Source organism: Bdellovibrio bacteriovorus HD100 (assembly GCF_000196175.1).
GTDB lineage: Bacteria > Bdellovibrionota > Bdellovibrionia > Bdellovibrionales > Bdellovibrionaceae > Bdellovibrio > Bdellovibrio bacteriovorus.
The window spans coordinates 2,881,208-2,903,514 of sequence record NC_005363.1; the positions used below are offsets into that span (position 1 = coordinate 2,881,208).

A 22,307-nucleotide genomic window follows, 5' to 3' on the forward strand; every position below is an offset into this window, starting at 1 on the left:
TTAGTGCTGCTCTGGTTCGTCTTTAGACGCAACCGGCGCAACTGGTTCTACCTCGATCACTTCTTCGTCACCAAAATCTTCATCTTGGTCACGTAGAATGTCAGACTCCATCAGCTCCACGTTCAGTGCCAGAGATTGAAGCTCTTTCACCAATACGTTGAAGGATTCAGGCAAGCCTGGCTCAAGGATGTTTTCACCCTTCACGATGCTCTCGTACATACGAGTTCTACCTGCAACGTCATCTGACTTAACAGTCAGGAACTCTTGCAGAGAGTATGCAGCACCGTATGCTTCGATCGCCCAAACCTCCATCTCCCCGAGACGCTGACCACCGAACTGAGCTTTACCGCCCAGAGGCTGTTGAGAAACGAGTGAGTAAGGTCCGATAGAACGAGCGTGGATCTTCTCTTCCACCAAGTGGTGAAGTTTCAGCATGTACATGATACCGACAGTTACCGGATTCGTGAACGGCTCCCCTGTACGACCGTCGAATAGAACGGACTTACCGGAAGAAGGCACTTGCGCTTTTGCAAGCAAACCTTTCACGTCAGATTCACGGGCACCATCAAACACCGGCGTACCCACGTGGATACCGTGCTTCATGCGCTGAACCATGGACTTCAATGAAGCATCGTCTGCTTTATCAAGTTTCGCGGAGATATCAGAGTCGCTGAAGATGTCTTTCATCTCTGTGCGAGCGTTCTCTGCATTCCACTTCTCAAGATGAGCACCCAGTTGTTTACCAAGGTTGTGCGCTGCCCAACCCAAGTGAACCTCAAGGATCTGACCGATATTCATACGAGAAGGAACCCCTAGTGGGTTCAGAACCATGTCTACTGGAGTACCGTCAGCAAGGTAAGGCATGTCTTCCGCAGGCAATACTTTGGAGACAACACCCTTATTTCCGTGACGACCGGCGAATTTGTCACCGACTTGCATTTTACGTTTGATAGCAACGTAAACTTTAACCATTTTGATCACGCCCGGAGGCAATTCGTCACCTTTACGAAGACGATCGATCTTTTCATTGAACACAAGTTTAACTGCATCCAACTGGTTACGAGCATTGTCGATGATTTTGTTCACCTGGAACTCAAGGTCTTGCTCAAGAGGGATGTAGTTCAACAATTCGAATGGAACTGTCTCTAGATCCGCCTCTGTGATTTCCTGACCTTTGTTCAACAACTTCTGAGAACCGTCTTCATTCAGAAGAACGCCTGTAGTGATTTTACCCACCAGGATGTCACGAAGTTTGGAGATAGCGTTATTTTTGATAACGTTCTGCTCAACCGCCAAGTCTTTTTCAAGCTTGCGTTTTTTCTCTTCGATGATCAACGACAAACGCTCATCGCGGTCTGCGCCTTCACGAGAGTAAACTTGAGCATCGATAACAGTTCCGTACACGCCGGATGGAGCGCGCAAAGATGTATCACGAACGTCGCCGGCTTTTTCACCGAAGATCGCTCTCAAAAGTTTTTCCTCAGGAGAAAGCTGAGTTTCACCTTTTGGAGTCACTTTACCAACCAGGATGAAGCCAGGGCGAACTTCCGCACCGATGCGGATGATACCAGAGCTGTCCAGGTCTTTAAGAGCTTCCTCACCTACGTTGGCGATATCGCGAGTGATCTCTTCCTTACCAAGTTTTGTATCACGAGCCACGCACTCGAATTCTTCGATGTGGATGGAAGTGTAAACGTCGTCTTTCAACAAACGCTCAGAAATAAGGATGGAGTCCTCGAAGTTGTAACCTTGCCATGGGGTGAACGCCACAAGGATGTTCTGACCCAATGCCAATTCACCAAGCTCAGTGGAAGGACCGTCAGCGATGATGTCGCCTTTGGAAATCTTGTCACCAACAGTAACGATTGGTTTTTGGTTGAAGCACGTATTTTGATTCGTACGCTGATACTTCGTCAGGTTGTAGATGTCCACGTTCGCACCCAGCTCGCCGCCTTTGGCGAAACGACGGATAACGATACGGGAAGCATCAACTTCCTCAACGATACCATCGTTTTGAGCAACGATGGAAGTACCGGAGTCACGAGCAACCAAACGCTCTACGCCTGTACCAACAAGTGGTGCGCGAGAACGAAGCAGTGGAACCGCTTGACGTTGCATGTTCGATCCCATCAAGGCACGGTTGGCGTCATCGTGCTCAAGGAATGGAATCAGGGAAGCTGCGATGGAAACCAACTGAGATGGAGAAACGTCCATCAAAGCAACTTTATCCTTGTCTACGATCTCATACTCACCGTCACGACGAGTGATGGTAGTCGCAGTCTGGATAGCTTTGTTTCCAGCTTCGTCACGAGCCGCCGGAGCGATGTGGTGACCAGCTTCTTCCAATGCAGAAAGATAGTTGATGTCTTTGGAAACCTGACCCGCTTCAACTTTACGGTATGGAGTCTCAATGAAACCATAGTTGTTGATACGAGCATAAGTAGCCAAGGAAGCGATCAAACCGATGTTTGGACCCTCTGGAGTTTCGATAGGACAGATACGTCCGTAGTGCGTAGGATGTACGTCACGTACTTCGAAACCAGCGCGATCACGAGTCAAACCACCAGGTCCAAGAGCAGACAAACGACGTTTGTGCGTGATCTCGGAAAGCGGGTTCGTCTGATCCATGAACTGAGACAACTGGGAAGAACCGAAGAATTCTTTAACTACGGCGTTCACAGGTTTCGCGTTCACAAGATCGTGAGGCATCATTGTTTCAACGTCCTGAAGGGACATACGTTCACGGATAGCGCGCTCCATACGAACCAAACCGATACGGTATTGGTTTTCAAGCAACTCACCTACGGAACGAACACGACGGTTACCCAAGTGATCGATATCGTCGATAACACCACGACCATTTTTCAGATCGATCAAAGTTTTGATGGTGCTCAGGATATCCTTGTGAGTCAGTGTTCTGTGAGACGGTGGGCACTCGTCCATGGAGATACCGAATCTGTGATTGATCTTGATACGACCAACTTCAGAAAGGTCATAAGTCTCTGGATCGAAGAACAAACGGCCGAAGAATGTCGTAGCCGCTTCCAAAGTCGGAGGCTCACCAGGACGAAGACGCTTGTAGATCTCAACCAAAGATTCTTCTTTGTTGGAGACTTTATCAACCAACAGGGTGTTGCGCAGGTAAGGACCCACAGTCAAACCGTCGAAGAAGATCATGAAGAAGCTCTCGATACCAGCTTCGATGGAACGCTTGATGATTGCAGCGTTCAGCTCAGCATTCGCATCAGCGATGATCTCACCAGTGGATTCATCGATCAATGGCTTCGCCAGAACTTTGCCTTCCAGATCTTCCGGAAGAACATCAAGCTCTGTGATATCAAGATCTTTGATTTTCTTAACGATCGCACGAGTGATACGACGACCCGCTTTAACCAGCGCTTCGCCAGTTTTTGGATCAACGATATCAGTCAATGCTCTTTGACCGGACATACGCTCGATGTCCAACTTACGGAAGAGCTTGCCGCCCTTAACGTAAACTTCATCAAGATCGTAGAAGTATTCCAGAAGCTGCTCAGAGTTGTAACCAAGAGCTTTAAGAAGGATTGTAACTGGGAACTTACGACGACGGTCGATACGTACGTGGATAAGATCTTTTTGGTCAAACTCAGCATCCAACCATGAACCACGATAAGGGATCACACGTGCAGAGTAGATCAATTTACCAGAAGCATTGTTTTTACCACCATCGTGATCGAAGAACACGCCTGGAGATCTGTGCAACTGGGAAACAACAACGCGCTCAGTACCGTTGATGATGAAAGAACCGTTGGCAGTCATCAATGGGATTTCGCCCAGATAAACTTCCTGCTCTTTCACGTCACGGATGCTGCGTGCTTCAGTTTCTTCATCAACATCGAAAACGATCAGACGAAGAGTCACCTTGATAGGAGCAGCGAAAGTCATACCACGCTGACGGCACTCGTCCACGTCGTACTTAGCTGGCTCTAGAGTGTAAGATACAAACTCAAGGCTTGCTGTATTGTTGAAATCTGTGATTGGGAAAACAGATTTGAAAACGCCATTAAGACCAGCATCGCCGCGACGATCTGGATCCATATCTTTTTGAATGAAAGCTTCGTAAGAAGACTTCTGCAGTTCAATCAGATTTGGAATATCAATGACTTGCTTATTTTTCGCGAATGACTTTCTAACTCGAATGTTAGAAGCCGTAACTGGAGTTTTTTCCAATGTACTCTCCGTGATAAGAAAATCGGACATTCGCTTCGGGGGGAATGTTCCAAGGCCCACATTAAATAAAAACGCAAGTATCTCAAACTACCCTAAGTTTTCAATAAAGCAAGTGATTCTAAAGGTTTTTGGCGCCTTTCCAAAAACTTCAGGCACTCCAAAAATGGCCGGTTATTGCGTCGTGTAAAGTCGAGTTTTGCAGCTAATCAGTAGCCCATAACAAGGACGCATCATAGGCTTAAAAAGTCGAAGGAAGGACCCCCATGTTTAGAGCGTTGTTCGCCTTAAGTTTGCTTAGTTTATCAGCATGTTCACACTCCATCAGCATGCGCGCCTCCCATTTCAACATGCCGGTGGTATCCAACGAACAGTGGCAAGGACATGCCGCCGTGGTCATGGCCTCGGAAACCCGAGTGACCCTGGTCAACGACATCAACTCAAACCCACCCCTGCGCGACAAGGTTCTGATCAACAGCGACATTGACGCCAGCGACTTCGTGACCGGCGCAAACAACGTCGGATTCGACGCAAGCGTGAGTGTTTTCAAAGGGATAGAAGTCTATCTGGAAAACTTCCTGTGGGGCGCAAGATTCCAGTTCCTGAACCACGGAACTCAAAACCGAGTGTGGGTCGGCTCCCTGATGGGCGCCTACGGAACAAAAAGTGAAACCACAACCGACGCATTTTACCTGGGCAACAACACCACCGACGCCAAAGCCGAGTCAGACATCACCACCTCCCAAGCCGGAGTCAGCCTAGGGTACAAATACGAGTACCTGGTCCCCTACTTTTCCTACATCTACGAATTCCACAAAGTCAAAACAAGCATCACCAGCACCAACGGAACCTTCGGCCCCTATGACGACGAAGGAAATCACAGTTACTATTCCGTGGGCCTAAGCACCCATCAAAAAGGCCTCCGAGCCGCCATCGAATACAGCCACATAGACATCAAATGGGACAGATCCGACCGCGAAAGCCAAGAAGCCTTCGGCGTAAAACTAGGTTTCGCCTGGTAAAAACAACCACCCAAAAACAAAAAAGGCCCCAACAGGGGCCTTAATAATTTCAAAAACCAAAAATCTAAGTCCAAAGCACCAAACGAAGGGGCTTTTTCGCATTTTGGCCACCGCAAGCCCCGTTAGGATTGGGCTGGGGGCTTAAGGGTGCAAAACCTGAGTTCCACAGCGCCCGAAAATCCAATCCAGCACTTAGAAAACTAAAAATAAAATACTACCGCAAAACAAAAAGCCCCCACCGCGCGAGGACTGTCCGAAAGGTTTTGCACCCCTAAGCCCCCAGCCCAATCCCAACGAAGGGTAAAGCGAGGGCCAAAATGCAAAAAGCCCCGTGTTTCCACGAGGCTTTCGGCATTAGTATAAACTAAGTGGCAGAAATTACTTAACAGTAACTTTCGCGCCCGCAGCTTCAAGAGCTTTCTTGATTTTTTCTGCGTCTTCTTTAGTAGCGCCTTCTTTAACAGCTTTGTTACCAGCTTCAACAAGGGCTTTAGCTTCAGCAAGACCCAAACCAGTCAAGCCACGAACTTCTTTAATAACGTTGATTTTGTTGGCGCCAGCGTCAACAAGGATAACGTCAAAAGCAGTTTTTTCTTCAACAGCAGCAGCAGGACCTGCAGCAGCAGCAGCAACTGGAGCAGCAGCGGAAACGCCCCATTTTTCTTCCAAAGTTTTTACTAGTTCTGCGATCTCAAGAACAGTTTTCGCAGACAACGCTTCAACGATTTGATCGTTAGTCAGAGACATTTTATCCTCCAGGGATATAAAAAATTATTTAAAAATTCAAATATTCAGCACCATCAGTCCCGAACCTTCGGGATTCAAGCAATTACGCTTGTGGAGCTTCTTCAGTACCAGCGGCTGCGCCGCCGCCCATTTTCTCAGCGTAAGCGTTAAGACATCTAGCAAGTGCAGAACCTGCACCCAACAATGTACCCAACAACATAGCGCGAAGCTGGTCTTTGCCCGGAAGTGTCGCCAAGAATTTAATCTTAGCATCATCCAAAGCAGCGCCGTCCATAACACCGGACTTGATTTGCAGAACTTCTACGTCCTTAGCGAAATCAGCCAATGCTTTTGCAGTCGCGTTCACTTCACCGTAAGAGAATACGATGGCGTTAGTACCTTTCATTGAATTAGCAAATGCTGTTTCAATAGCTGGGTGATCTTTGAACGCTCTTTTTGCAAGAGTATTACGAACAACTTTCATCTCAGAATCAGCAGCATTCAATTTTTTACGCAAGTTAGTTACTTGCTCAACCTTGATGCCTTTGAAGTCGACGATGAAAGCTCCCTTAGCCTTTCCGAATTTCTCCGTGATTAGCTTAATCTCCTGCTCTTTATCTGCGCGAGTGATCATATGTGAGCCTCCTTTCATTAGACTTTTTGCCCTTCTTGCGAAGGGGCCTGTGCGAATCAGGTCGGTTTGGAGGTCGCATGAACCTTTTTGCCTTATCTCGGTAGGCCCCTCACAAACGAGGGATTACATCCACTGAAAGAAACCTACTGTCTCTGATCGCAATAATTTTATGAACTAATACAAAATAACCAGATAAAAAACAAGGCCCTGAGCACGCTCAGAGCCTTAAAATTTACTAGTTAGCGCCAGTTGCAGCAGCTGCCGCATTTGGCTCGATCTTAACGCCTGGGCCCATAGTGGACGCTACAGCGATAGAACGAAGGTAGATACCTTTGGAAGATGCTGGTTTAGCCTTAACGATAGCTCCCAACAAAGTCATGAAGTTATCTTTAAGTTTAGCATCGCCCATGGATTTCTTACCGATACCAGCGTGTACGATACCTGCTTTATCAACGCGGAAGTCCAACTTACCTTTTTTCTCGGCAGTTACAGCTTCACCAACGTTCATAGTTACAGTACCGATTTTTGGATTCGGCATCAAACCACGAGGCCCCAGGATCTTAGCAACTTTAGAAACAGTCGCCATCATGTCCGGAGTCGCGATACATTTATCGAAATCCAACCAGCCGCCCTGGATTTTAGCTACCAGGTCGTCTGCGCCTACGAAGTCAGCGCCAGCTGCTTTCGCTTCAGCCTCTTTCGGGCCTTTTGCGAAAACAACAACTTTAACTTCTTTGCCCAAACCGTGAGGAAGAGCGATAGCTCCACGCACTTGTTGGTCAGATTGCTTAGGGTCAATACCCAAACGCAATGCTACGTCGATAGATTCATCAAATTTAGCTGGAGCTGTTTCAACAACCAGTTTGAATGCTTCTTCAACAGTGTACTTTTTTGCAGAATCAACTTTTTTAGCGACTGCTGCGAATTTTTTGCCTGCCATCTTATACCACCCTTACGCGATGTCGATGCCCATGCTTTTAGCCGTACCAGCAACTTGTGACATTGCGGATTCAACTTTCAAGCAGTTCAAGTCAGGCAATTTCGTTGTAGCGATTTGCTTGATTTGATCGTTATTGATTTTGCCAACTTTGTCCTTCTGAGGCTGCTTGGAACCGGATTCCAGTTTCAACGCCTTTTTGATCAAAGAAGACACCGGTGGTGTTTTTGTGATGAAAGTAAACGATCTGTCTTGGTAAACAGTGATGATGATAGGGATGATGCTATCACCCAACGCTTGTGTACGAGCGTTGAACTGCTTACAGAATTCCATGATGTTTACCCCATGCTGTCCGAGCGCCGGTCCAACGGGTGGAGCTGGATTAGCTTTCCCTGCCGGTATCTGCAGCTTGATCATTCCTGTAACTTTTTTTGCCATGACCCACTCCTGCAAGAGGTTGTGTTAATTAATATCCATCGGCCGCCCTATGCGGCTTCTGGTTATGGTTTTTCTACTTGAATGTAATCCAACTCAACTGGAGTCGGACGACCGAAGATGCTCACAAGAACTTTAAGCTTCGCTTTGTCCTCGTTGATCTCTTCAACTGTTCCCTGGAAGTTGGAGAATGGACCGTCAATAACAGTCACGTTCTCACCCACAGCGAACTTCACTTTCGGTCTTGGTTTTTCAGCAACGCCAGCCATCTGCTGGGTCACACGAAGAACTTCAGCCTCAGGAACTTCCGGAGGACGGGTTTTAGTGCCGCCCACGAAGCCCGTGACTTTAGACGAATTACGTACCAAATGCCAAGTCTCATCATTCAAAAACATCTGAACGAAGATATAACCCGGGAAAAATTTACGTGATTTGGTCTGTTTTTGACCTTTTACCAGCTCCACTACGCTTTCCGCAGGGATCAGGATTTCACCAAAGAACTCTTCCATTTTGGAAGATTTGATCTTTTCTTCGATGGCTTTTTTAGCTGTGTTTTCACAGCTTGTCTGAACGTTAACGATGTACCACTTTTTTTCCATGGTTCCGTCCTTACTTCATAAGAAAGTTGATTAAGAAGCCAGAGATCAGATCGAAGGAACTGATGATAACACTGGAGATAAGAACCATAACCACGCAAGCGATAGTCATGGCCGTTGTGTCCTTGCGAGAAGGCCAAACAACTTTACGGATTTCAGAAACTACTTCTTCGCCCCAAGTCTGAACGCGTGGGTTGAACTGAAGAGCGGCAAACAACGCGAAACCTGCCAAAACAGGGATCCCGTGGCGAACCATATCGGAGTCAGCAGCACGAGCCACAACACCGAATGCGCCGGCGAATGCCTTGATTAGAAGAGAGACGGTCAAACCGACCAAGATACCTGCAAGTGCAAAGCTGATAGTCAAAATCTTAGAGTTGGCCTTTTCCATTATTCCTCATCCTAAAGTTATGGAGTCAAAATTGGCAGGGGCGGAGGGATTCGAACCCACGACCTAACGATTTGGAGTCGTTCGCTCTACCGCTGGAGCTACACCCCTACTGATCTTATTGATGACAACCGACCGCACAGGATCGTTTCTCATCAATAATCTCCCTTGCGATACTATTTATGGGAGATTTTAGGACCAGTAAAAGCCATTTTTGACTTACTTTTTGGTACTGCCAAGAAACACCGAGGGGGACCCTTTTGTCAAGGAGTCCCCCGGGTGATTATTACTTAGCTTACGCTGCGTTATTACTCAAGGATCTCAGTAACAACACCAGCTCCAACTGTACGACCGCCTTCACGGATCGCGAAGCGAAGCTCTTTTTCCATAGCGATAGGAGCGATAAGTTCAACAGAAACTTCGATCTTATCACCAGGCATAACCATTTCAGTTCCAGCTTTCAAAGTACAAACGCCAGTAACGTCTGTAGTACGGAAGTAGAACTGAGGACGGTAACCGTTGAAGAATGGAGTGTGACGTCCGCCTTCTTCTTTAGTCAGGATGTACGCTTCAGCTTTGAATTTTTTGTGTGGTTTAACTGTACCTGGTTTAACAAGTACTTGGCCACGTTCAACGTCTTCTTTTTTAGTACCACGAAGAAGAACACCGCAGTTGTCCCCTGCTTGACCTTCGTCAAGAAGTTTACGGAACATCTCGATACCAGTTACAGTAGTTTTTTGAGTTGGACGGATACCAACGATTTCGATCTCGTCACCAACTTTAACAATACCACGCTCTACACGGCCAGTAACAACTGTACCACGACCAGAGATAGAGAATACGTCCTCTACTGGCATCAAGAAAGTTTTGTCTACTGCACGAACTGGAGCTGGGATGTAAGTATCACAAGCTTCCATCAATTTCATGATAGCTGGACGACCGATTTCGGAAGTGTCGCCTTCAAGAGCTTTCAATGCAGAACCTTTAACAACTGGGATATCATCGCCAGGGAATTCGTATTTAGACAGAAGTTCACGAACTTCAAGCTCAACTAGCTCAAGAAGTTCTTTATCGTCAACCATGTCAACTTTGTTCATGAATACAACTAGAGCAGGAACACCTACTTGACGTGCAAGAAGGATGTGCTCACGAGTTTGTGGCATTGGACCGTCAGCAGAAGAAACTACCAAGATAGCTCCGTCCATTTGAGCAGCACCAGTGATCATGTTTTTTACGTAGTCAGCGTGACCCGGGCAGTCAACGTGAGCGTAGTGACGGTTGTCAGTTTCGTACTCAACGTGAGTAGTGGAGATCGTGATACCACGAGCTTTTTCTTCTGGAGACTTATCGATTTGATCGTAAGCCATCGCTTGAGCTTTACCAGATGCTGCAAGAGTAGTCGTGATAGCAGCAGTCAAAGTTGTTTTACCATGATCGACGTGACCGATAGTGCCGATATTTACGTGCGGTTTATTACGTGTAAATTTCTCTTTAGACATTTATTCCTCCTGCAGAGATTTTTTATTTTATCTTAACCTTAAAAATTAAAAGCCAAATAAGTGGAGCCCATGATCGGAGCCGAACCGACGACCTCACCCTTACCAAGGGTGTGCTCTACCACTGAGCTACATGGGCACAAGCTCTGAAATTTGGAGCGGGAAACGGGTCTCGAACCCGCAACCCTCTGCTTGGAAGGCAGATACTCTAGCCAATTGAGCTATTCCCGCCCTTTCAGAACGCCCGAAGAAAATTTCTTCTCTTCTGTTTCAAAACTTTTCCGGGAAAACATTCAAAAAAAATGGTGGGCAGGGAAGGATTCGAACCTTCGTAGACATAAGCCAACGGATTTACAGTCCGTCCCCTTTAGCCACTCGGGCACCTACCCACTTGTGAATGCTTACCCAGAAAAATTTGGAGCTGGTTATGGGACTCGAACCCGCAACCTGCTGATTACAAATCAGCTGCTCTACCAATTGAGCTAAACCAGCCTTACTGAGATAACCGAAATGTTGTACGGAGAAAAAGAACGTCCGTCAAAGATAATTATTCGACAGATTACGATTTTTTTCGATTTCCGCGCGGCGCATGCTGTCTAAGGGTCTCAGTTAGTGCCATGGCCGTCGCCACTGAGGCATTATAACTCGCCGAAGAACTAGCTTGCGGTATGAATACTAATTCATCACAAAGACGCTCCGTTGTCACTCTCATTCCTTTGTCTTCGGAACCAATCGCCCAAACAACCTTGTCCGGCAGCTCTAATTCGAAAATAGATCGCTTTCCACGCGGGCTTAACCCATAGATCCAATAGCCCTGTTTTTTAAGTTCTTCCGCATAGTTAGCGAAGTTCGTCGTCTCTTCAACCGGCACATGCTCCACACCACCGCAGGCCACTTTATGTACCGTAGGCGTCAAACCGACAGCGCGGTCTTCCGGAATCAGAACACCTTGAGCCCCCACCAACCAGGAGGTTCTGAGAATCGCTCCCAAATTGTGAGGATCTTCAATGCCATCCAGAATCAAAACCATGGATTTATCCAGACCTTCCAGACTAGCCATATCAAATTCCGGGGCGCCATCCACAAAGATCGCAGCTCCCTGCTGGGACGGACCGAACTTTTCCAGCGCGGCTTCGGCCTTCAGCTCCACTTTGATATGATTTTTCAAAGCCAGTTCGTTCATATCACGCAGATCGCCCGAGTTCTCAAAGCCCTGGCGGAGCCAGAAGCCCTTAACCTGCTTAGGACGCACCTTCAGCACCTCGTTAATCGCATGCGTGCCGATCACCACACGCCAGTCACGCGGGATCTGATTTTCACGAGGAGCGTGAGCCTGTGGACGGCCCCCTTGCGGACGACCCGCGCCTTGAGGACGACCATGCTGTGGGCGACCACCCTGCTGAGGACGTTGAGAGTTGTTTCTGCCAGAGGGACGAGAGTTATTTTTCTTCATACATTGCCATCACAAAATCAGTGGCCGCTTCCTTGATGTTGGAAGCTTCCAGAATAGGGCGACCCACGACCAGCGCGGAAGCACCTGCACGCAGTGCCTCTTTGGGTCCCATGATACGTTTTTGATCGCCGGAATCCTGCATACTAAAGCGAATTCCCGGAGTGACAAGGTAAAGATCTCGGTTTTGTAAAAGGTCCAATTCGTGAGGGGAACACACGACACCGGACAAACCCGAATCCTTCACCAAAGAAGCCAGCTCCGTCACGTGCTGGGCGATCGGTTGAGATTTCATATTCACTGGCAGCGAATTTTGATCCCAGGACGTCAGAATCGTCACCGCCAGAATGCGGAACGGACGCTGTTGATTCAGCTCTTTTTCCACCGCTGCCATGCGGGTCAGAGCCTCTTTGCCACTCAGGGCATGCACCGTCACCAAAGACGCCCCCGCCTCAAAGCTGGCGCGCACAGCGGCCTCCATGGTGGAGGGAATGTCGAAGTGCTTGTTATCCAGAAAAATCGGGGCTCGTTGCGCCATTTCTTTGACGAAATCCATCCCGTAACGCAGGCACAGACGCGGCCCCAGCTTGATCCCCCCGACGATATCTGAAAGATCGTCGGCAATTTTCAGGGCCTGATCGCGGGTATCCACATCCAGAGCCAAAATAATCGGATTTTTCATGGGGTGAGCACGCAGATTTTTGTTCATGGAAACTCCTGGGAAGACGAACCCATCATAAATGCAATCCCCGCTTATGTAAAAATTATTCCTGCGGCATCAAAGATTGTATTTCATGTCCTGCGTTAGTAGGTTCGTCCCGAAATCAGAATTCATTAACTTACCAAGGAGATTACCCATGAAAGCTCTTCTTATCGCATTGGCCATCGTTGGCGCTGCTTCCTCTTCCCAAGCCGCTCTTTCCTGCGGTCAGTTGGTTTCCTACAAAGCCAAACTTGCTGAAGAAATGAACTGGATTCGTGAAAAAATGAGAAGCACAAGAAACTCTGACACTCTTGAGCTTTACATGGATCAGTACGAAGAGCTTTATGCTCGTTATCAGAACGCTGATAAAGCCATCAAAAACGAATGTCAGTAGTTCGTTAAGGAAAAGGCTGCCCGATTGGCAGCCTTTTTTTTGTCACTTGGTCTTTTTCTGCAAAACCACGTTGATGTCCTGGGCCAGATCCTGGAAATAGTCATTTTCACGCAGATGAATCTCGACTGAATCCAGGTTTTCGTCCGCCATGCGTTTGACGGTGCGTTTGATGTTAAAAAGCGGCCCGACAATTCTGCGGGTCATGCGGTTGAAGTACCAGAAACCCACCACCAGCCCCAGCAAAACCGGGATCAGCTGATAAACCAGGAACACAGTTTTGTAGCGGGATATAAACTCCTGCACCGACATCAGTGAAAAAGCGCCCGTTCCGGCCAGTTCCTGAATCTTTCCAATGAACATCCAGGCCGCGAAGAGCTGCCCCAGAAACAACACGGCCACAAAGACACTGACGTGCATAACCACATCAAACTGCACTTCACGATTGACGATCAATTTGCGGCGCGGACGGAATGTTTTCATAAGAAAATTATATCCCAGCCAAGCAGGTTAAACTCGTTAATTATAAGCAAGCCCCTCTGGAACGTTTCTGATTGAGAAACGTCCAAAAGTTCTTCAGTTCATTCAGCGGATGCGACTTAGGAAAAACTGCGCCAGCGCCTCGCGGTTGTATTTGCAGTGCCCCCCGGCCAGTGGCAGCCACGTCGCTGAAAACCCTGCGCTTTGAGCGGCCTTCACAAACTCGGCGGAGCCTTCTTGAAAGCCGAACTCGTCCTGCAAGCCCGTAGACACAAAGAACACCGGCCTGATCAGACCTGGGTAGCGAGTGAGCAGATTGAAGGGATTGTGGCTTTGCCAGTCCGCCTCATCAGCAAAGACCTCGCGGGAAATCCCCAGCATCAGATTCACCCGGGAGCGCAGGGCCTTGGTGCGGGCAATGTATTTGTCGATGTCTTCCGGGGAAGAATAGGGTCCGATCACGGTCAGCGCCGGACACAACAGGGCCACCTTGGAAAAGGTCGCCGGCAACTGCAGCGAGGCTTGTGAGGCATTAAAGCCCCCCATGGATTCCCCCATCAGCAGACGGCGTCCGCCGCCCAGGCCTCCGACTTTGCCTTCCAGAAACGGCATCATCTCATTTTGAAAAACCGGCAGCAGCGGGAACTTCTGGTTGTTGACCAGCAGCCAGATTTCACCAAACGAAATAGTTACGACAGACGGCTCATAACCCAACTGAGCCCAGCGCTTCAACACCCACGAAGTGTCGCGACGCTGATCAAAGAACTGCCGGGCATTCCCCCACAGACCATGGAAGTAATAAACCACATCCTGGGTTTTCGCCCGATTCCCGGTATGAACACAATAGTCATAAGAATCGCCCAAAGAAGTTGTTTGGGTTCCACAGACCGGCTGCGTCCCTGCAAATCCATTTGAAGCAAACACCACCAAAGAAAACGCCAGCATCCCTACTGCGAATTTCATCAGTCACCTCCGCACAAGAATAAGGCTCGCCGAATCAAGCCCAAAAGGCAACCCACGACCGCCACCCCAATTCCTGAACCTGCCCCCCAACACCAGACAAAGGAACAACCCAAACCCCAAAAAACAAAAAGCCAACCAAGGTATTACCCAGGTTGGCTCCCAAACAAAAAAAGGCCCCGCAGGGGAGCCTTTTTCAAACTTAAATATCCTCAACAAAGTCTTTTCCGCGCGCGCCCTCGAAGCCAACTCCTCTTCCCCAAAGAACCGGGAACCAAGGTTGGTCAAAAAGGTTCAGATCCGAGGCGGAGGTCGGCCCTCGCAGCGCAGGCGTGCTCCAAGCACGTCGGAGCGAGAAGGCCGATCTCCAACGAAGGAGATGGGCCTTTTTCACCGACCGGTATTAGAACAAGTTTAGGTTTGCGCTAAGAGCAACATTCGTTCTGTCTGCGCGGATGTCTTTTGGTGTGAACTGTACGTTTGGATACAGGTAGATATCACGAGTGATAGAGATACCGGTACCAACAGACTGATATGGCTCCAACTGGAAGTTGTCAGCATAACCTTCGTAGCGTGCGAACTGGAAGTAACCAAACACGGTTCTGAAAGAATAACGGTCGTTGAAAGTATACTGAAGGAACGGGAACAAACCGAAGCTCATGTCAGAGCGTTTGTATTTACCCGCTTTGGCTGCCGCAACCATGTTTGGATCATCCAGGTCCCCAGTGTAGAAGCTCTTACCCAAAGTAAAGCTTGTTCCACCATTCCACTTGGATTGACCGAAGTTCGCCAGAACTGTCTGGCTGAAGCTTGCTGCACCAAATGTTTTGGTCAGGTTGATAGAATCACTGTCTGTCGCATGGCTGTACTGCATGCTGGAGATCATCTGAGTGTCGAACGCGCGGTAACCACGGCTCCAGCTCAGGTAAGGAGTGGAAACTTCATAACGAGCCAAAGTGCCTTTACGGCCTTTACGAGTGTCTTCGGCAGGCTTCACGATATCACCGTGAAGAGGATCCACCACGGTCACGCCCGTACCGAAGCTGATATTGTCACGCTCACCCAAACGGTAGTTGACACCAACATCACCAGACAGAGTTGTCATGGCTTCGATAGTTGCGGAAGCACGGTAGTTTGGACGAACACCACTTAGAGGCTCTTCAACAGAACCACCAGAGTACGCCAGGCTGGATTTGAAAGACCATTTGGATTTGGAACCCAATTGAGCTCTCATGCGGGCGTCAGTGATTTCACTGTCGATGTCCTTTTCTTTTTCGTCAGCCTTTTTAAGGTCTTCCATTTTCACTGTGCTGGAATTTGTATTCACAGACGTGGTGGAAGTTTGTGCGAAACCAGAAACAGGGGCCATCAACAACCCTGTTGCCGCCAATACCAAGTAAGCATTCTTATTCATCATTTTAAACTCCGTTTGTAATGAACAGGCGACTGGTATAGCCCACTCCCAGAATGTGAGTCCATATTAAAAATAGGATATGAAAGAATGGTCCCAGTGATCAGGATTTAGACAGGGGATCTGCAGACGGAAAAGCTGTCTCTGCCAATATAGGCAAGGCAGAGACAGCAAATCCCTAGTGACGCGCGGGGGCGATTTGGCCTGAGCCTTTTTGTATGGAGCCTAAGCGCCAGTGCTTCTCGCCTTGGGAGGCCAACCATGTTTGTACGGCATCCGCCTGCCCTTTCTTAATCAACAGAACCAGCCCCACCCCCATGTTGAAGGTGCGATAGAGCTCTTCACCCGAAAGACCTGCGCGCGGAATGATTTTGCCAAAGACCGGAGCCATTTCATTCAATGCCGGCCAGCCGGAAATATCATAATCAAACTTTTCACTCATGCGCGGGATATTGTGAATGCCCCCGCCTGTGATATGGGAAGCCCCCACCATCGCCATCGGGAACCTACGGCGAAGCTCATTGACCAGCTTCACGTAAATACGTGTGGGCGTCAGCAGTTCCTGCATCAGATCGGTTTCATCTTCCTGCACCAGTTTTCTAAGCAAAGAATAACCATTGGAGTGAAAGCCTGACGACGCAATCCCGATCAGCACATCGCCTTCGTTCATGTCTTTTTCATCGTACAGATCCGCCGGTGACATCTCGCCCACGCTGAAGCCGGCAAGGTCATATTCATTCCCCTGATACACGCCGGGCATTTCGGCCGTTTCACCACCGATCAAGGCCATGCCGGACTGACGGCAGCCGTCGACCATTCCGGCAATCAGCTCTTCACTGACTTGGGTGTCGAGCTTTCCAAAGGCCATGTAATCCAAAAAGAACAGCGGTTTTGCACCGACACACAACAAGTCATTCACACACATTGCCACCAGATCGATTCCGATACCGTGGTGTTTGTTCAGGGTTTGCGCCAGTTTCAGCTTCGTACCCACTCCGTCAGTGCAGGAAGCCAGGTACTTTTCTTCGGTCAGCTTGTAGACAGCCGCAAAGCCGCCAATGCCCTGAAGAACCTGGTCATTGAATGTGGTCGGCACCAGGTTTTTGATTCTTTCAACGAAAGCATCGGCCTTGGTGATGTCAACTCCAGCATCTTTGTAGTCCATCAATTGCGTCGTCATAGCTCAATCTCCTAGTGTAAAAAGTGGCGGCGGCCGGTAAAGATCATGGATACACCCAGGCGATCAGCTTCAGCGATCACTTCCGGATCTTTCACAGATCCGCCGGGTTGAATGATGGTTTGAACTCCCAGTTTTGCAGACACCTGAATGGAATCAGCAAACGGGAAGAACGCGTCTGAAGCCAGTACCACGCCGGTAAGATCGGTGATGCCCTTGTCTGCCAGGCGCGAAGTGATCAGTTTTTCGATGCAGTCGATGCGGTTGGTTTGTCCTGATCCCATGGTCAGAAGCTCAAACTCGGGCCCGTCCTGACGGCAAAGGGCGATGGCGTTGCTTTTCAGGTTCTTCACCGCCAGCATCGCAAAAGCCGCCAGACGCTGCTGTTCCGGGCTGACTTGTTTTTGCGTGACGGTTTTCATATGGCTTAAATCAAAGCCGTCTGCATCCTGCAGCAGCAGTCCGCCCTCGATGGAACGCACCTGCATGGAGGGATTTGGCTTTAATGAAACCTCCATCACGCGGCAGTTCTTTTTCAGCTTTTCGCGAGCGCCTTCAGTGAAAGACGGTGCCAGAATCACTTCGACAAATTTTTCAGCAAAGAACGCGGCAATGTCTTCAGTCACCGGAACGTTCAGGGCGATGATCCCACCAAAGGAACTTTTCTCGTCCCCTTTCCAGGCTTTTTCCAAAGCCCGCAACGGGGTTTCGGCGACGGCCATTCCGCAAGGCGTGTTATGTTTCACAACCACCGCGGCTGGCAGGGCTTTTTCACCTTGCCAGCGGTGCACATCCTGCAAAGTCTTTAGGGCAAAGTCGGCGTCCAGATAGTTATTGTAGGACATCTCTTTGCCTTGCAGGGATTTGGCGTGGGCCAGACCGTCAGCAAACGGGTCTTTCAGCACCACCGCTTTTTGATGCGGGTTTTCGCCGTATCTTAGAGCCGCCCCGGAATTTTGCGTCAAGAATCCGGCGATGGCCATGTCATAGAAAGCGGTCATGGTGTAAACGGCAGCGGCACATTTTTGACGGAACTCCCAAGTGGTGGATCCATTGTTGCCGTTGAATTCTTTTAAGAATTCACTGTACTGGGACGGATCACACAAAACTGTGACCGAATGAAAGTTCTTCGCCCCGGCACGCAGCAATGTCGGGCCCCCAATATCGATGTTTTCGATGCACTCCTCAAACCCCGCCTGCTTTTGCAGGGTCGCGTGGAAGGGATACAAATTCACCACCACCAGATCAATGGGTTCAATCCCCAGCTCGGCGGCCTGGCGCACGTCATTTTCGTCCTGACGACGGAACAGAAGACTTGAGGCAATTTCAAAGCTGATGGTTTTCATGCGGCCGTTGAAGGCTTCGCCTTTGCCACTCAAAGTTTCCACCGCGGTGACTTTCAATCCGGCCTCAGTCAAAGCCTTGGCGGTGCCGCCGCTGGCAATCAGCTCGACATTCTGAGCTGCCAGATTTTTTGCAAGCTCCAGCAAACCGGTTTTATCAGAGACGCTCAACAGAGCTCTGCGGATTGGATTCATACCGTCACTCCCATTTCCTGATTCAGATAATTCACAGCACTTTTAAAAAATTCCAAACCCCAGGCTTCGCCTTCGTAAGGCAGGTGCCAATCATGCACGGCCGCTTCAGGGTGAGGCATCAGGGCAAAAACCAAACCGGACGGATCACAGACACCGGCGATCTGCGCCTGAGCGCCATTGACGTCTTCAGTGTAACGAAGCACTGCCTGATTCTGGGTCAGCAGACGCTGTAACAGACTTTCATCGCGACAGACAAAGCGTCCTTCGCCATGACGAATCGGCAGAGCGAATCTGGCGGGAAGATCGCGGGTCCAGATGCAAGGGGACTTTTCGTTTCTTTCCACTTCAATCCAGCGGTCAATGAAATGACCCTGCTCGTTTTTCACCAGGGCACAGCTGCGCTGAAAGTCAGCGTCCGGCAACAGGCCCAGCTTGATCAGTGTCTGAAAGCCATTGCAGATGCCCAGCACCGGGCGGGTTTTCACGAACTGCTTCAATTCGTTTTTCAGATTCATTTCAAGCTTCAAAGCCAGCACTTGACCGCTGCCCAGGTGATCGCCAAAAGAAAAGCCACCCGGGATCACCAGTGCCTGGTATTCATTCAAGCGCCCTGGGTTTGCCAACAGGTCATTGACGTGGACTTTGTCTGCTTCACCACCGGCCAAAGATACGGCTCGGGCTGTTTCATTTTCACAGTTGATTCCATCACCCCACAAAACCAGAAACTTAGGCTTGATAGACATTCAGAACTCCTTCAGACCAGATTTTTTGCAATTCGGACAAAGCGGTGTTTTGAGTGGCTCCCTGATGCTGCCAACTCATCACAGGATTCTCCTGAACTTCCCCCAGCAGTCTTTGCTGATGCGTGAAAAGTTCTTCAAACTGAGACTTATCAGCAGGCTTCACACTGACCACAAACAAGGAACCCGTTTCAGACCACAGTTCATTCCAAGTGAATGATTCCAGATTCAGCTTCATTCCCAGATTGTTGCCAAAGCCGCTTTCCGCCAAAGCAGTCATCAGACCGCCCTCGGAAATATCATGGCAGGACTGCAAAAGTGTTTTCTGATGGGCAGTAAAGATACGGAAATAAAGATCCTTGTTGCGGGCCAGATTCGGATATTCGGGTGCTGATTCCGGCACGGTGAATTCCTGGGAAAGAACTGAAGCATAAAGACTTTGTGTCGGCGTGCCCAAAAGATAAATCAGATCCCCAGCATTCTGGAAGAATCCGGGTGCTGTTTTCGTCGCATCCGGCACCTGTGCCATCGCGGTTACCAGCAAGGTCGGCGGTACGGAAATCTTCACGGTGTCCCCGCCCTTGGTTTTTCCGATAAAGTCGTTTTTCATACTGTCTTTACCACTGACAAACGGAGCGCGGTAAGCCAGAGCCGCATCGTAAAGCCCCGCACACGCACGCACCAGCTGCGCCATCTTGTGGGCCGCATCGGGATTGCTTGCTTTTGGAGTCGGGTCCGGCCAGCAGAAATTGTCGACCAAGGCCATCTTCGCCGGGTCCGCTCCGGTCGCCACCAGATTGCGCACGGATTCGTCCACCGCTTTTTGTGCCATCAAATAAGTGTCGTACCAGGAAAACTGCGGGCACAGTCCGTTTGAAACGGCCACGGCGTTGTTGTCATCCCCTCCGTGGACCGACAAATCCAGCACACCGGCATCGTTGGCTCCGGATTGGGTTTTGCCACCATAAGGTTTTACGCGGGTGGCTCCTTGCACTTCGTGGTCATAGTACCGAACTAAAGGTTCGCGCGAAGCCACGTTGGGATTAGCCAGAACTTTTTTCAGTGCCGCGGCCAGGTCGTTGCCAGTCAGAGGTGCTTTGCCTTCGGCGCGGAAGTATTCCTGATATTGTTTCGGTCCGTCGAAGTGGGCTTTCAGCTTCATGCGGCTGAGACCTTCATGCAGGAATTCCAACTTAAGTTTGGCCAAAGGTTCTTTGCCATGGAAGATGTCAAAAGATCCCGAATCAGTGAATTCGCCCAGAACAAACGCTTCAACACCCATGTGACGGGCCAGATTCATAAAGTCCATCAGATGATTCGGGCTGACAGCGTAAGACATGCGCTCTTGGGATTCGCTGACCAGCATTTCCCAATATTCAAGGCCCGAGTATTTCACCGGATGCAGGCCAAGATCCATGCGCGCGCCACCGGAATACTGGGCCATTTCCCCAATCGAGGAACTAACCCCACCCGCCCCGTTGTCCGTAATGGCTTGAATCCAGCCGTTGTCGCGGGCTTTCAGAGTGAAATCCAACAGACGCTTTTGCGTGATGCTGTCACCGATTTGCACGACGTTGGAAGCCACGTTGTCATGCAACGCCAACGAACTGAACGTCGCACCATGCACGCCGTCTTTTCCAAGACGGCCACCGGCCACCACAATCAGATCGCCGGGACGGATTTCTTTGGATTCGCTGGCACGGCCGTGAACAGTTTTGGGCATCACGCCCACCGAGCCCACAAAAATCAAAGGCTTCGCGGCAAACTCGCTGGCAAAACAGAAAGCACCGTTGATAGTCGGAATGCCGCTTTGATTCCCGCCCTCTTCAACCCCCTGATGGACACCGCGGAAGATGACACCGGGATCTTTTAACAGCTCAGGTCTTTGCGGAGAATCAGATGCAGGGAACAAGTTCGGAGTGGAAAGACAGAACACATCCGTGTTCGCGACGGGCTTTGCGCCCAGGCCGCACCCCAGAATGTCGCGATTCACACCTAAAATGCCCGTCAAAGCGCCGCCGAAAGGATCCAGCGCCGACGGGCTATTGTGTGTTTCGACTTTAACACACACATTTAATTTTGAATCAAAGTCGACAATGCCTGCATTGTCTTTAAAAACGGAAACCAGATAACCACAGTCATCCAGATCTTTGGTGGCTTTTTGGATATAGCTTTTATAAAGACTGGTGATTTTCTTGTCACCCAAGGCCGGGAAGTCGCCGCAGGCCTCGGTATAGTCCACTTCAGCAGCAAAGATCTTGTGCTTGCAGTGTTCACTCCAGGTTTGTGCCAGACACTCCAGCTCGACTTCCGTGATCTTGCCGTGCCAGCCATAAGAAGCTCGCTCGGCAGCCACTTCCGGGGAACTGAAATGAGTCAGAATGGTTTGAATCTCTTCATCACTGAGAGCCAGTCCACGTTCGTTGTTGATGCGCTGAAGGGTTTCAACGTCCAAATTCAAAAGCTGCAACTGGGGCGTGTGTTCAGAGGCCTTCCAAAAGTTTGGATAGGCTGCCCATGAATTTTCTTGTTTTAGGGCTGCGCCCGTCTGGATTTCTAGTTTGTTTAAAAGGGGATTGGCAAGATTCTGGAACAGAACCTTCTGAATCTGCTCTTTGGAAATATCCCCGCTGATTTCCATCTCCCACCCGCTGTGGACTTCCAGAGGGAACTCCTGCCAGGAAGAATTATGTTGCGCAGAAAACAACATCAACGCTTCGGTCGCAGTGCGGGCCATGTTGTCGGTGACTCCGGCCAGGAAACGGACTTCCACATAAGTTTTACCGTCCTGATAGTCCATAAAGCCGGTTTGCTGAACTTCCGAGATGGGATCAAAGAAGACTTTATCCATTACGGCTTGAAGAGGAAACTCTTTGGCGGCGCCGGATTTCTTTTCAAGCAGCCAGTACACGCGGCGCAGTTGCAGTTCGTTCACTGGAGCTTCCAGCGACAACGCCGATTTAAGAGCTTTTTCAGTGCTGTGATCATAGCGGCTGCGCACGGATATTCTTTGCATC

General features: G+C 49.4%; 19 protein-coding genes and 5 tRNA genes. 2 read left to right on the forward strand and 22 right to left on the reverse strand.

Features of this window, described 5'->3' with window-relative positions:
• On the reverse strand, positions 1 to 4,239 hold the full coding sequence (rpoB, locus tag BD_RS13655; RefSeq protein WP_048349775.1) for a DNA-directed RNA polymerase subunit beta: 4,239 nt from the start codon (positions 4,237 to 4,239) through the stop codon (positions 1 to 3).
• A 296-nt stretch (positions 4,240 to 4,535) separates the two neighbouring features.
• On the opposite strand from rpoB, the gene BD_RS13660 reads away from it, so the two are divergent.
• The gene (locus BD_RS13660) at positions 4,536 to 5,228 is read left to right on the forward strand and encodes a hypothetical protein (protein ID WP_144239974.1); all 693 of its coding nucleotides are present in this window, start codon (positions 4,536 to 4,538) and stop codon (positions 5,226 to 5,228) included.
• A gap of 378 nt (positions 5,229 to 5,606) precedes the next feature.
• Here the strand turns inward: BD_RS13660 and rplL are convergent, their stop codons facing one another.
• The 14 genes from rplL to pyrF all read right to left on the reverse strand — a co-directional run bounded on the left by rplL (position 5,607) and on the right by pyrF (position 12,599).
• Positions 5,607 to 5,975: a 50S ribosomal protein L7/L12 gene (gene rplL / locus BD_RS13665; RefSeq protein WP_011165361.1), complete on the reverse strand. Its 369-nt coding sequence runs from the start codon at positions 5,973 to 5,975 to the stop codon at positions 5,607 to 5,609.
• An 82-nt stretch (positions 5,976 to 6,057) separates the two neighbouring features.
• Entirely contained in the window at positions 6,058 to 6,588 is a 531-nt protein-coding gene (rplJ, locus tag BD_RS13670) for a 50S ribosomal protein L10 (protein ID WP_226988014.1), read from the reverse strand.
• A gap of 235 nt (positions 6,589 to 6,823) precedes the next feature.
• Complete coding sequence (rplA, locus tag BD_RS13675) at positions 6,824 to 7,528, reverse strand: 50S ribosomal protein L1 (protein WP_011165363.1); 705 nt, start codon at positions 7,526 to 7,528, stop codon at positions 6,824 to 6,826.
• A 12-nt stretch (positions 7,529 to 7,540) separates the two neighbouring features.
• Positions 7,541 to 7,963, reverse strand: a complete 423-nt coding sequence (gene rplK, locus BD_RS13680) for a 50S ribosomal protein L11 (protein ID WP_038448239.1) — start codon at positions 7,961 to 7,963, stop codon at positions 7,541 to 7,543.
• A 62-nt stretch (positions 7,964 to 8,025) separates the two neighbouring features.
• On the reverse strand, positions 8,026 to 8,559 hold the full coding sequence (nusG, locus tag BD_RS13685; RefSeq protein ID WP_011165365.1) for a transcription termination/antitermination protein NusG: 534 nt from the start codon (positions 8,557 to 8,559) through the stop codon (positions 8,026 to 8,028).
• Positions 8,560 to 8,569: 10 nt separating this feature from the next.
• A complete protein-coding gene (secE, locus tag BD_RS13690; protein ID WP_011165366.1) occupies positions 8,570 to 8,947 on the reverse strand; it encodes a preprotein translocase subunit SecE in 378 nt (125 codons plus the stop codon).
• Between the two features lie 32 nt (positions 8,948 to 8,979).
• Positions 8,980 to 9,055: transfer RNA gene (locus tag BD_RS13695), tRNA-Trp, on the reverse strand.
• Between the two features lie 197 nt (positions 9,056 to 9,252).
• Positions 9,253 to 10,443, reverse strand: coding sequence for an elongation factor Tu (gene tuf, locus BD_RS13700; RefSeq protein ID WP_011165367.1), 1,191 nt, complete (start codon positions 10,441 to 10,443; stop codon positions 9,253 to 9,255).
• A 61-nt stretch (positions 10,444 to 10,504) separates the two neighbouring features.
• Positions 10,505 to 10,579, reverse strand: a tRNA-Thr gene (locus tag BD_RS13705).
• 15 nt (positions 10,580 to 10,594) lie between these two features.
• Positions 10,595 to 10,671, reverse strand: a tRNA-Gly gene (locus tag BD_RS13710).
• A 72-nt stretch (positions 10,672 to 10,743) separates the two neighbouring features.
• Positions 10,744 to 10,829, reverse strand: a tRNA-Tyr gene (locus tag BD_RS13715).
• A 27-nt stretch (positions 10,830 to 10,856) separates the two neighbouring features.
• Positions 10,857 to 10,932 (reverse strand) — tRNA-Thr (locus tag BD_RS13720).
• Between the two features lie 67 nt (positions 10,933 to 10,999).
• Positions 11,000 to 11,893 (reverse strand): TrmH family RNA methyltransferase, encoded by an 894-nt coding sequence (locus BD_RS13725; protein ID WP_011165368.1) that lies wholly within the window; start codon positions 11,891 to 11,893, stop codon positions 11,000 to 11,002.
• Complete coding sequence (pyrF, locus tag BD_RS13730) at positions 11,880 to 12,599, reverse strand: orotidine-5'-phosphate decarboxylase (protein ID WP_011165369.1); 720 nt, start codon at positions 12,597 to 12,599, stop codon at positions 11,880 to 11,882. The genes BD_RS13725 and pyrF overlap by 14 nt, the downstream gene beginning before the upstream one ends.
• Before the next feature lie 148 nt (positions 12,600 to 12,747).
• On the opposite strand from pyrF, the gene BD_RS13735 reads away from it, so the two are divergent.
• Positions 12,748 to 12,987, forward strand: coding sequence for a hypothetical protein (locus BD_RS13735; RefSeq protein WP_011165370.1), 240 nt, complete (start codon positions 12,748 to 12,750; stop codon positions 12,985 to 12,987).
• 42 nt (positions 12,988 to 13,029) lie between these two features.
• Here BD_RS13735 and BD_RS13740 read toward each other — a convergent pair whose 3' ends face one another.
• From BD_RS13740 to BD_RS13770, 7 genes are all read right to left on the reverse strand, one after another.
• Positions 13,030 to 13,467 carry a methyl-accepting chemotaxis protein gene (locus BD_RS13740; RefSeq protein WP_011165371.1) on the reverse strand — a complete coding sequence of 146 codons (438 nt, stop codon included), beginning with the start codon at positions 13,465 to 13,467 and terminating at the stop codon, positions 13,030 to 13,032.
• 102 nt (positions 13,468 to 13,569) lie between these two features.
• Positions 13,570 to 14,427: an alpha/beta hydrolase-fold protein gene (locus BD_RS13745; protein ID WP_011165372.1), complete on the reverse strand. Its 858-nt coding sequence runs from the start codon at positions 14,425 to 14,427 to the stop codon at positions 13,570 to 13,572.
• 400 nt (positions 14,428 to 14,827) lie between these two features.
• Positions 14,828 to 15,841: a hypothetical protein gene (locus BD_RS13750; RefSeq protein WP_011165373.1), complete on the reverse strand. Its 1,014-nt coding sequence runs from the start codon at positions 15,839 to 15,841 to the stop codon at positions 14,828 to 14,830.
• Positions 15,842 to 16,013: 172 nt separating this feature from the next.
• Entirely contained in the window at positions 16,014 to 17,015 is a 1,002-nt protein-coding gene (gene purM, locus BD_RS13755) for a phosphoribosylformylglycinamidine cyclo-ligase (RefSeq protein WP_011165374.1), read from the reverse strand.
• A gap of 11 nt (positions 17,016 to 17,026) precedes the next feature.
• Entirely contained in the window at positions 17,027 to 18,550 is a 1,524-nt protein-coding gene (purH, locus tag BD_RS13760) for a bifunctional phosphoribosylaminoimidazolecarboxamide formyltransferase/IMP cyclohydrolase (protein WP_011165375.1), read from the reverse strand.
• Positions 18,547 to 19,293 (reverse strand): phosphoribosylformylglycinamidine synthase subunit PurQ, encoded by a 747-nt coding sequence (locus tag BD_RS13765; RefSeq protein WP_038448244.1) that lies wholly within the window; start codon positions 19,291 to 19,293, stop codon positions 18,547 to 18,549. Before BD_RS13765 ends, purH begins: the two co-directional genes overlap by 4 nt.
• Positions 19,277 to 22,306: a phosphoribosylformylglycinamidine synthase subunit PurL gene (locus tag BD_RS13770; RefSeq protein WP_011165377.1), complete on the reverse strand. Its 3,030-nt coding sequence runs from the start codon at positions 22,304 to 22,306 to the stop codon at positions 19,277 to 19,279. Before BD_RS13770 ends, BD_RS13765 begins: the two co-directional genes overlap by 17 nt.
• Between the last annotated feature and the right edge of the window lies 1 nt (position 22,307).